This is a genomic window from Streptomyces sp. NPDC028910 (assembly GCF_055564955.1).
Genome location: NZ_JBVHVF010000014.1, coordinates 91,648 through 101,662 on the forward strand (window position 1 = coordinate 91,648; position 10,015 = coordinate 101,662).

At 70.1% G+C, this 10,015-nt stretch carries 8 protein-coding genes; 1 reads left to right on the top strand and 7 read right to left on the bottom strand.

Annotation, left to right across the window (positions count from 1 at the left end; genetic code table 11):
* Window positions 1-149: 149 nt before the first annotated feature.
* A complete protein-coding gene (gene pgl, locus ACZ4TV_RS18745; RefSeq protein WP_468135772.1) occupies window positions 150-932 on the top strand; it encodes a 6-phosphogluconolactonase in 783 nt (260 codons plus the stop codon).
* Between the two features lie 61 nt (window positions 933-993).
* Here pgl and pgi read toward each other — a convergent pair whose 3' ends face one another.
* The 7 genes from pgi to ACZ4TV_RS18780 form a co-directional block, all read right to left on the bottom strand.
* Window positions 994-2,649 (bottom strand): glucose-6-phosphate isomerase, encoded by a 1,656-nt coding sequence (pgi, locus tag ACZ4TV_RS18750; protein ID WP_468135853.1) that lies wholly within the window; start codon window positions 2,647-2,649, stop codon window positions 994-996.
* 150 nt (window positions 2,650-2,799) lie between these two features.
* Entirely contained in the window at window positions 2,800-3,135 is a 336-nt protein-coding gene (locus ACZ4TV_RS18755) for an RNA polymerase-binding protein RbpA (protein ID WP_010352468.1), read from the bottom strand.
* A 182-nt stretch (window positions 3,136-3,317) separates the two neighbouring features.
* Window positions 3,318-3,548 (bottom strand): preprotein translocase subunit SecG, encoded by a 231-nt coding sequence (gene secG / locus ACZ4TV_RS18760; protein ID WP_468135773.1) that lies wholly within the window; start codon window positions 3,546-3,548, stop codon window positions 3,318-3,320.
* A gap of 130 nt (window positions 3,549-3,678) precedes the next feature.
* Window positions 3,679-4,464 carry a triose-phosphate isomerase gene (tpiA, locus tag ACZ4TV_RS18765; RefSeq protein WP_468135774.1) on the bottom strand — a complete coding sequence of 262 codons (786 nt, stop codon included), beginning with the start codon at window positions 4,462-4,464 and terminating at the stop codon, window positions 3,679-3,681.
* 6 nt (window positions 4,465-4,470) lie between these two features.
* Complete coding sequence (locus tag ACZ4TV_RS18770) at window positions 4,471-5,685, bottom strand: phosphoglycerate kinase (protein ID WP_468135775.1); 1,215 nt, start codon at window positions 5,683-5,685, stop codon at window positions 4,471-4,473.
* Window positions 5,686-5,817: 132 nt separating this feature from the next.
* On the bottom strand, window positions 5,818-6,825 hold the full coding sequence (gene gap / locus ACZ4TV_RS18775) for a type I glyceraldehyde-3-phosphate dehydrogenase (protein WP_468135776.1): 1,008 nt from the start codon (window positions 6,823-6,825) through the stop codon (window positions 5,818-5,820).
* Window positions 6,826-6,958: 133 nt separating this feature from the next.
* Window positions 6,959-9,925 carry a M14 family metallopeptidase gene (locus ACZ4TV_RS18780; protein WP_468135777.1) on the bottom strand — a complete coding sequence of 989 codons (2,967 nt, stop codon included), beginning with the start codon at window positions 9,923-9,925 and terminating at the stop codon, window positions 6,959-6,961.
* Between the last annotated feature and the right edge of the window lie 90 nt (window positions 9,926-10,015).

The window sequence follows — 10,015 nt, forward strand, 5'->3', positions numbered from 1 at the left end:
TGAAGATCCAGCCTCGCCGGCGTTTGAGGCGCGGGGTCCGGGGCGGAGCCCCGGTTTCGGGAAGGGGCGGGGTGGGGAACGGCTCCGCGCAGCGGTCCCGCCCGCACCGGCACCACCCGCATCACCAACGAAGGCGGCAGCATATGGGTATGACGACTCCCCAGGTCGTCGTCCACCGGGACAAGGAACTGATGGCCCAGGCCGCCGCGGCCCGGCTCATCACGAAGATCGTGGACGCGCAGACGGCCCGCGGCACCGCGTCCGTGGTCCTCACCGGCGGACGCAACGGCAACGGCCTGCTCGCGGCACTGGCCGCCGCCCCCGCGCGGGACGCGATCGACTGGTCCCGGCTGGACCTGTGGTGGGGCGACGAGCGGTACGTCCCCGCCGACGACCCCGAGCGCAACCACACCCAGGCCCGCGAGGCCCTCCTGGACTCCGTCCCGGTGGACCCCGCCCGCGTACACGTGATGCCGGCCTCGGACGGCCCGTACGGGGCCGACGTGGACGCGGCGGCAGCCGCCTACGCGGCCGAGCTGGCGAAGGCGGCCGGCCCGGAGGACCACGGCCCCGTCCCCCGCTTCGACGTGCTGATGCTGGGCGTCGGCCCGGACACGCACGTGGCCTCCCTCTTCCCGGAGCACCCGGCGGCCCGCGAGACCGAGCGCACGGTGGTCGGCGTCCACGGCGCCCCGAAGCCCCCGCCCACCCGGATCTCCCTGACGCTCCCGGCGATCCGGGCGGCCCGTGAGGTCTGGCTCCTGGCGGCCGGCGAGGACAAGGCCGGCGCGGTGTCGATCGCCCTCGGCGGCGCGGGCGAGCTCCAGGCCCCGGCCGCGGCCGCCTACGGCCGCTCCCGCACCCTGTGGCTCCTGGACCGCGCGGCGGCGGCCAAACTCCCGGCCGGGATGTATCCCCCGGCCTCCGCCTGACCGGCAGGAACCGCGAAGGGCCCGCTCTCCCGAGGGGAGCGGGCCCTTCGCGTCCCCGTGGTCAGCTCCGGCCGCGCAGCCGCCGGTACGTGGCCACCAGGGCCTTCGTCGAGGCGTCCAGGCCCGGGACGTCCGCGCCCTCGCTCAGTGCGGGCTCGACGCGCTTGGCGAGCACCTTGCCGAGCTCGACGCCCCACTGGTCGAAGGAGTCGATGTTCCACACCGCACCCTGGACGAAGACCTTGTGCTCGTACAGCGCGATCAGCTGGCCCAGCACCGCCGGGGTGAGCTCGCTCGCCAGGATGGTGGTCGTCGGGTGGTTGCCGTGGAAGGTCTTGTGCGGGACCAGCGACTCGGGGGCGCCCTCCGCGCGCACTTCCTCCGCCGTCTTGCCGAAGGCCAGCGCCTGGGTCTGCGCGAAGAAGTTCGCCATCAGCAGGTCGTGCTGGGCCGCCGGCGCCGCTTCCAGATCCGCCACCGGCCGCGCGAAGCCGATGAAGTCGGCGGGGATCATCCGCGTCCCCTGGTGGATCAGCTGGTAGTACGCGTGCTGCCCGTTGGTGCCGGGCGTGCCCCAGACCACCGGGCCCGTCTGCCACTCCACCGGATTGCCGTCCCGGTCCACGGACTTGCCGTTGGACTCCATGTCCAGCTGCTGCAAGTACGCCGTGAAGCGCGAGAGGTAGTGGCTGTACGGGAGCACCGCGTGCGACTGCGCGTCGAAGAAGGCGCCGTACCAGATCCCCAACAGGCCGAGCAGCAGCGGGGCGTTCTCCTCCACCGGGGCCGTGCGGAAGTGCTCGTCCATGGCGTGGAAGCCGCCCAGCAGCTCCCGGAAGGCGTCCGGGCCGATCGCGATCATCACTGAGAGCCCGATGGCCGAGTCGAAGGAGTAGCGTCCGCCGACCCAGTCCCAGAACTCGAACATGTTGGCCGGATCGATGCCGAAGTCGGTGACCTTCTCGGCGTTGGTGGACAGCGCCACGAAGTGCCGTGCCACGGCGGCCTGGTCGGCGCCCAGCCCGGCGAGCAGCCATGCCCGCGCCGAGGTGGCGTTGGTGATGGTTTCGATGGTGGTGAAGGTCTTGGAGGCGATGATGAACAGCGTCTCGGCCGGGTCCAGGTCCCGCACGGCCTCGTGCAGGTCCGCGCCGTCCACGTTGGACACGAAGCGCACCGTCAGATCGCGGTCGGCGAAGGCCCGCAGGGCCTCGTACGCCATCGCGGGGCCCAGGTCGGAGCCGCCGATGCCGATGTTGACGACGTTCCTGATGCGCTTGCCGGTGAAGCCGGTCCACTCCCCCGCCCTGATCTGGCCGGAGAAGGCCGCCATCTTGTCGAGGACGGCGTGCACGCCGGGGACGACGTTCTCGCCGTCGACCTCGACGACGGCGTCGGCGGGCGCGCGCAGGGCGGTGTGCAGCACCGCCCGGCCCTCTGTCGTGTTGATCTTCTCGCCGCGGAACATCGCCTCGCGCAGTTCGGTCACGCCCGTCGCCGCGGCGAGTTCGCGGAGCAGCGCGAGCGTCTCGTCGGTCACGAGGTGCTTCGAGTAGTCGATGTGCAGGTCCCCGACCCGCAGGGTGTAGCCGGCGCCCCGGCCGGGATTCTCCTCGAACAGCTCCCGCAGATGCGTCTGCCCGAACTCCTCCCGGTGCTTGCCGAGTGCGAGCCACTCGGGCATCCGGTTGAGCTTCATGCGGCTGTCTGCGTTCATCTCGGACATCAACCCACTTCTTCCGTCCTGTCGTGCCCCGCCGTTCTCCAACTTAAGGGATCAGAAGCGGCGCAACGCACACAAAGAGGCCCGGCCCCACAGGAGAAGTTCCTGCGGGACCGGGCCTCACGTCACACTCATCGGGCGGTGTCAGATCTCGCCGCGGAGCTTGGCGAGCGCCTCCGCGAGGATCGCCTCGCCGTCGGCGTCCGAGCGCCGCTCCCGTACGTACGCCAGGTGCGTCTTGTACGGTTCGGTGCGCGGCGGCGCGGGCGGGTTGTCCCGGTCCTGGCCGGCCGGGAACCCGCACCGCGGGCAGTCCCAGGTGTCCGGCACCTGTGCGTCGCTGGCGAAGCTCGGCTGCGTCTCGTGCCCGTTCGAGCACCAGAAGGAGATGCGCAGGCGGGGCGCGGACTCGCCGCGCTCCGCCTCACCCATCGGCCCCGCTCCGACCCGGCTACCACGGATCGCGTTGCCACTTGCCACGGTCGTAACTCCCTGCGTGATGGTGCCGCGGAGTGTGAGTGGAATTTCCGCCGCGGAGCGCCCAAGTCTACGTAAGGCCCAACGCACGTCCAGTGAGCGGAGTTACTGATTCCGCGCCACGAACGCCGGACCTCATGATAGGCCGGGCGGTGCCGACCGGACTGCCGGAATGGCCAGAACGGTCAGCTGCTCGTCTTCATCAGCAGGCCGAGCGCCAGGATGCACGCGAACCACAGCAGACCCACGACGACGGTGATGCGGTCCAGGTTTCGCTCCGCGACGGAGGAGCCGCCGACCGACGACTGCATGCCGCCGCCGAACATGTCGGAGAGGCCGCCGCCCTTGCCCTTGTGCATCAGCACGAGCAGCATCAGCAGGGCGCTGAAGACGATCAGGGCGATCGAGAACCCCATAATCACGGCTGATTCCTACTTTCTGGCTTTTTCAGGCTTTCCGGCTTTGCGGGATGTGCGCGGGGGCCAGTGGCTGGTCGTTCAGCCCCTGGCCCCCGCAAGGGTACGACGGATCCGCCCTACCGCATACTCACTGGTCGCGGAAGCGGACGATCTTGACGAACTCGTCCGCGTCCAGCGCCGCGCCGCCGATCAGGGCGCCGTCGACGTCGGGCTGGGCCATGATCGCCGCGATGTTCCCGGACTTCACGGAGCCGCCGTACTGGATGCGGACCTTGTCGGCCAGCTCCTGCGAGTACAGCTCCGCGAGACGGCCGCGGATCGCCCCGCAGACCTCCTGGGCGTCCTCGGGGGTGGCGACCTCGCCGGTCCCGATGGCCCACACGGGCTCGTACGCGATCACGATGGACTCGACCTCATCGGCCGGGACGTCCTTGAGGCCGCCGTCGAGCTGGGCCAGCGTGTACGGGACCTGCTCGCCTGCCTTGCGGATGTCCAGGCCCTCGCCGACGCACAGGATCGGGGTGAGCCCGTGCCGGTAGGCGGCCTTGACCTTGGCGTTGCAGAGCTCGTCGCTCTCGCCGTGGTACTGGCGGCGCTCGCTGTGGCCGACGGCCACGTACGTGCACTTCAGCTTCGCCAGCATCGCGCCGGAGATCTCACCGGTGTAGGCACCGGAGTCGTGCGCGGAGATGTCCTGCGCGCCGTACTTGATCTTCAGCTTGTCGCCGTCGACCAGGGTCTGGACCGAACGCAGGTCGACGAAGGGCGGCAGGACCGCGACCTCGACGGCGTCGTAGTCCTTGTCGGTGAGCGCGAAGGCGAGCTTCTGGACGTGGGCGATGGCCTCGAGGTGGTTGAGGTTCATCTTCCAGTTGCCCGCCATCAGCGGGGTGCGGCCGTTTACAACAGTCATTAGGGGTCAGCCCTCCAGGGCGGCGAGGCCGGGGAGCGTCTTGCCCTCGAGGTATTCGAGGGAGGCGCCGCCACCGGTCGAGATGTGGCCGAATGCATTCTCGTCGAAGCCCAGGATGCGGACCGCGGCGGCACTGTCGCCACCGCCGACGACGGTGAAGGCGCTGCTGTCGAGCAGGGCCTGGGCGATGGCCGTAGTACCGCCGGCGTAGTCGGGGTGCTCGAAGACGCCGACCGGGCCGTTCCAGAAGACGGTCTTGGCATCGGCGATCTTCGACGCGTACAGCTCGCGCGTCCTGGGGCCGATGTCCAGGCCCTCCTTCTCCTTCGGGATCTCCTGCGCGTCCACGGTCTCGAAGGTGGCCGGGGTCTTGCCCTTGAGGTCCGGGAACTCCGCCGAGACCAGCACGTCGACCGGCAGGAGCAGCTCGACGCCGGTCTCCTCGGCGCGCTTCATGTACTCCTTGACCTTGTCCACCTGGTCCTTCTGGAGCAGGGAGATGCCGACCTCGTAGCCCTTGGCGTGGAGGAAGGTGTAGGCCATGCCGCCGCCGATGAGGATGCGGTCGGCCTTGCCGAGCAGCTCGTCGATGACGGCCAGCTTGTCGGAGACCTTGGCGCCGCCGAGGACCACGACGTACGGGCGCTCGACCTCGGCCGTCAGCTTCTTCAGGACGCCGACCTCGGTGGCGATGAGGTAGCCGGCCGCGTGCGGGAGGCGCGCGGGGAGGTCGAAGACCGAGGCGTGCTTGCGGTGGACGGCTCCGAAGCCGTCGCCGACGTAGATGTCGGCGAGCTGCGCGAGCTGGTCCGCGAAGGCGCCGCGCTCGGCGTCGTCCTTGGAGGTCTCACCGGCGTTGAAGCGCAGGTTCTCGATGACGGCCACCCGGCCGTCGGCGAGGGCCGCGACGGTCTCCTTGGCGGAGGCGCCGACGGTGTCGGTGGCGAACGCGACGTCCGCACCGAGCAGTTCGCCGAGGCGTGCGGCGGCCGGGGCCAGCGAGAAGGCCGGTTCCACGCCGGTTCCCTTGGGGCGGCCCAGGTGCGAGGCCACGATGACGCGGGCGCCGGCGGCGGCGAGCTTCGCGATCGTGGGCTGGACGGCGCGGATGCGGCCGTCGTCGGTGATGGCGCCCTCGGCCAGCGGGACGTTCAGGTCCGCGCGGACGAAGACCCGCTTGCCCTTGACGCCTTCGGCGAGCAGTTCATCGATCGTCTTCATGTGTTCCTACTCCTTTGAGCCCTTCACTCGAAGGGCGAGGAAGGGAGAACGAGGCAAGCAACAGGGCCCGTGCGGCGCATCGTCGCGCTGCTCGGACCCTGTGCTCACATCGTGGTGCCTTGCCCTACGTGCTTAGAGCTGACCGCCGACGAAGACGGTGAGGTCGACGAGACGGTTGGAGTAGCCCCACTCGTTGTCGTACCAGCCGACGACCTTGACCTGCGTACCCTCCTGGACCATGGTCAGGGAGGAGTCGAAGGTGCAGGACGCGGGCCAGTTCACGATGTCGGAAGAGACGATCGCGTCCTCGGTGTAGTCGAGGATGCCCTTGAGCTGACCCTCGGAGGCCTTCTGGAAGGCCGTGTTGATCTCTTCCACGGTGGTCTCGCGGGAGAGCTCCAGCACGAGGTCGGTGACCGAGCCGGTCGGGACCGGGACGCGCATGGCGATGCCGTCCAGCTTGCCCTTGAGCTGCGGAAGTACCAGCGCGGTGGCCTTGGCGGCACCGGTGGAGGTCGGGATGATGTTCTCGGCGGCGGCGCGGGCGCGACGCAGGTCCGAGTGCGGGAAGTCCAGGATGCGCTGGTCGTTCGTGTACGCGTGGACCGTCGTCATCATGCCCTTGACGATGCCGAAGTTCTCGTCGAGGACCTTGGCCATCGGCGCCACGCAGTTGGTGGTGCAGGAGGCGTTGGAGATGACGTGGTGGTTGGCCGCGTCGTACTTGTCCTGGTTGACGCCCATCACGATCGTGATGTCCTCGTCCTTGGCCGGAGCCGAGATGAGGACCTTCTTCGCGCCGGCGGCGAGGTGCTTGACGGCGTCGGCCTTCTTGGTGAAGATGCCGGTCGACTCGATGACGATGTCGGCGCCCAGCTCACCCCAGGGAAGGTTCGCGGGGTCACGCTCGGCGAAGGTCTTGAAGGTCTGGCCACCGACGGTGATGCTGTCGGCGGTGTGGCTGACGTCGTCCTTCAGGCGGCCCAGGATGGTGTCGTACTTGAGCAGATGCACCAGGGTCGCGTTGTCAGTCAGGTCGTTGACACCGACGATCTCGATGTCCGCTCCCTGCTCCAGGAGCGCCCGGAAATAGTTGCGGCCAATGCGGCCAAAACCGTTGATGCCTACGCGGATCGTCACGAACCGATCTCCTCGTTGGGTGCGCCGGTAAGTGCGCCGGCGAGCTGTATGGGATGTCCCCGACCGCTTACGACCCTACCTCTCCGTGAGCTTCTGGGTGACATCGGTCGGGGCGTGCCGGACGGGCCGTTGATCAGCGGTTCAGCGCGCGCAGCGCCTTACCGACGAGTACGGTCCGGTCCGCCGCGGCGGGTACGTGTTCCAGGCCGAAGCCCAGCAGCACGGTGTCGCGTGTGGTGACCGCCGCGTAGGACTTGAACAGTTCCCCGGAGCGGCTCCAGTCGCCGGGAACCTGGGGGCTGCCGGCGGGTGCGCCCTGCGCGGTCCAGTCACCGAGGGAGGTCTCGAAGCCCTCGACGGCCCGGTCCGTGCCGCCGACGGACAGGCGCGCCTCGTCCGCGAAGACGCCGCGGCCGCCGGAGCCCGGGTCGGTGATGTAGGACAGCGAGACCTCCACGGTCCTGCCCGCGTACGCGCTCAGGTCGAAGGAGACCTGCTTCCAGCCGCCGGAGGAACCGGTGAAGCTGTTCCACGCGCCGCTGGTGCCCCGCGGGGTGCAGCCGCCGGCGTCCAGGGTGAGGTAGCGGCGCAGGAAGGGGTGGCCGTTCATGAAGAACCCGGCGGCGCACTCCTCCGGAACGCCCGTGCTGCTCAGGCCGCCCGCGTCCGGCAGGGTGGTCCAGTCGTCGCCCCCGGCCGTACGGGCTTCCAGCGCGGCGTGGTCGTAGCCCTCCTCGGTGTGCCAGTTGAGGGCGAGCTTCAGCTGGGGCCGGTCGGCCGCGGTGACGCCGGTGAGGTCGATCGTGCGGACCAGGCGCTTCCAGTCGTCGTCGGCGTGCAGGGCCGAGGCCATGCCGGCGCCGGCGTAGGGGGCGTACGGGTTCACGACCCCGGTGAATCCGCCCGCCCGGGCGCTCTCGAACTGCGGGAACTGCGCGGGCGCCAGGGTCTCGGAGGTCACCGTGTAGGCGCCGGGGGCGTTCAGCGGGTTGCCCGCGGCGTCGCCGAGGCCGCCCTTCGCCCCGTCGAGGGCGCCGGTGCCCGCGAAGCCGGTGGCGCCGGCGGCGCTCGTACGGCCGTACGCGCCGAGCCAGTACTGGCTGAAGTCGTTGGTCACGGCCCGGCCGACCTGGGCGTTGCCGCCCGTCAGCTCACCGGCCTCGATCAGCTTGCCGCCCTCGTTCAGGAAGTCGCGCACCGCCAGCTGGGTCTCGCCGCCGGGTGTCTTGGCTCCGGTGTAGTGCACGACCGTACCGAAGTGGGAGAGGACGCCGAGGTGGTGCGGGGCGCCCTGGACGGCGACGTCCCAGACCGCCGCGGACCGGCCGTTGGCGCGCAGGGCGTCGACGTACGTCTGGGCGTGCTGGGCCTTGGCCCCCTCCTCCGCGATCACCAGGACGTCCGCGCGCGGCCGCTCGGCCACCGTGTACGTGAAGTGCTCGCTGGCGACCTTCTTGCCGGAGCGGTCCCGGCCCGTGAACCAGACCTCGACCTCGTCGCCGGGCTTCGCGCCGTCGATCTCGGCGCGGTACTCGTCGAACCAGTTGTTGTCCTCGCCGCCGTAGACGTCGCCGCCCTCCCAGGCTTCGAGGTCCTCGTCGTGCGTGCGGCCGCCGTTGATCCGGTACTGGAGCTCCTTGTCCTTCAGCGCCTTGCGGGCCGTGACGGAGACCGTCTGCTCCTCGCCGCGGGCGGCGTAGGAGGTGGTGAAGGGGTCCGGGGTGAAGTCCGCGGCGCTCAGCCCCACGGAGGACGCCGGGCGGTCCGGGTGCGCGGCGCTCTCGCCGACCGAGAGGGCGAAGGGGACGTTCTTGGCGAACTCCGCCTGGATGAGCTTCTCGTTGTCCGGGAAGTTGAAGCCGGAGGCGCAGTCCTCGGGCTTCCACTGGTCGTTCGGGTCGCTCGCCGAGGCGGTCTGGCAGGTGGTCATCTCCGGCGTGAACATCATGATGCCGTTGACGTTGGAGGCGTGACCGTCGGCCTCGCCGTTGGTGGTGTAGAGCTCGGAGGAGACCTGCGGGTAGTAGCCCGGGACCGCCGGGTTCTCCGGGGTGCCGGCGAGCGCCTTGTAGGCGACGTCGTCCGGGGTGGGCGTGGCCACCTGCCAGCCCACGCCGTAGAGGATCAGCTCGGCCGCGGAATGGTAGTTGACGGCGTACTCGAAGCCGATGCGCTTCTGGAAGGCGTCGAGGGCGACGGTCTCGGGCTCGGAGGAGGGGCTCGGGCCGCGGTAGGTCTCGCTCGCCTGGTTCGGCGAGGAACCCTCGTTGTCGTAGCCCCACTTGAAGGCGAAGTTGCGGTTGAGGTCGACGCCGTCGCCGGCGGCGGTCCTGCCGTCGCCGTTGTTGTCGCGCAGGTTCTTGCGCCACAGCCGCCGGCCGTCGGGCGCGTGCGTGTAGTCGTACCCGTCGGGGTTGGCGCTGAGCAGGAACCACAGCTCGCTGGAGTCCACCAGCCTGGTGATCCGCGGGTCCTTGCCGTAGTTGTCGAGCGTGTGGTGCATCAGCCGCCGGGTCATCTCGGGGGTGATCCACTCGCGGGCGTGCTGGTTGGACATGTAGAGGACGGACGGTTTGTCGCCGTCCTTGGTCTTCTTGGCGTTCTTGGTGACCTTGAGGGCGAGGATGTCCTTGCCCTGGACGGTCTTGCCGAGGGAGACGACCTTGGTGAGCCCGGGGTTCTCCTGGGCGGTCCGCAGGATCTCCTCCTGGAGGCCGCCCTTGCCGCTGTACGGGCGGAACACCCCCTCGCCGGCGGCCTTGGCACGGGCCAGGCCCTGGGCCGGGACCTTGCGCTCGGTGAGCTCGACGCCCTGGGCGGCGAGCTCCTCGGCCTGGCCGCCGGTGAGGAAGAGCTCGACGTGGGCGGTCCCGGTCTCGGGGGCGCGCTCGCTGAGCTCGTGGGCGTCCTGGCCGGCGGCGAGGACGAGCGGGACCTGTTCCCGGGTGATGTCGGCGTCGTAGACCCGCACCTCGTCGGCGCCGGGTGCGCCGGCGGATGCGGGGCCGGGCTGGTTCTGGGCCGCCGCGGGCAGGGCGGCGAGTGTGGTTGCGAAGACGAGTGCGCTTGCGGCGAGGATCGATCTCGCGCGGTGACTCATGTGCCCCCCTGGGCGTCGTCTGCCACGAAAGCGTTCGGACGACAGACTCAAGACCGGCCCATGCTCATGTCAATGGGGCGTGCCGCGCCG

Bases quoted from the DNA above. Each gene is read 5' to 3' on its own strand.
- pgi (WP_468135853.1), bottom strand. From the start codon at position 2,649: ATGAACGCAGACAGCCGCATGAAGCTCAACCGGATGCCCGAGTGGCTC.
- pgl (WP_468135772.1), top strand. From the start codon at position 150: ATGACGACTCCCCAGGTCGTCGTCCACCGGGACAAGGAACTGATGGCC.
- ACZ4TV_RS18770 (WP_468135775.1), bottom strand. From the start codon at position 5,685: ATGAAGACGATCGATGAACTGCTCGCCGAAGGCGTCAAGGGCAAGCGG.
- ACZ4TV_RS18780 (WP_468135777.1), bottom strand. From the start codon at position 9,925: ATGAGTCACCGCGCGAGATCGATCCTCGCCGCAAGCGCACTCGTCTTC.
- tpiA (WP_468135774.1), bottom strand. From the start codon at position 4,464: ATGACTGTTGTAAACGGCCGCACCCCGCTGATGGCGGGCAACTGGAAG.
- secG (WP_468135773.1), bottom strand. From the start codon at position 3,548: ATGGGGTTCTCGATCGCCCTGATCGTCTTCAGCGCCCTGCTGATGCTG.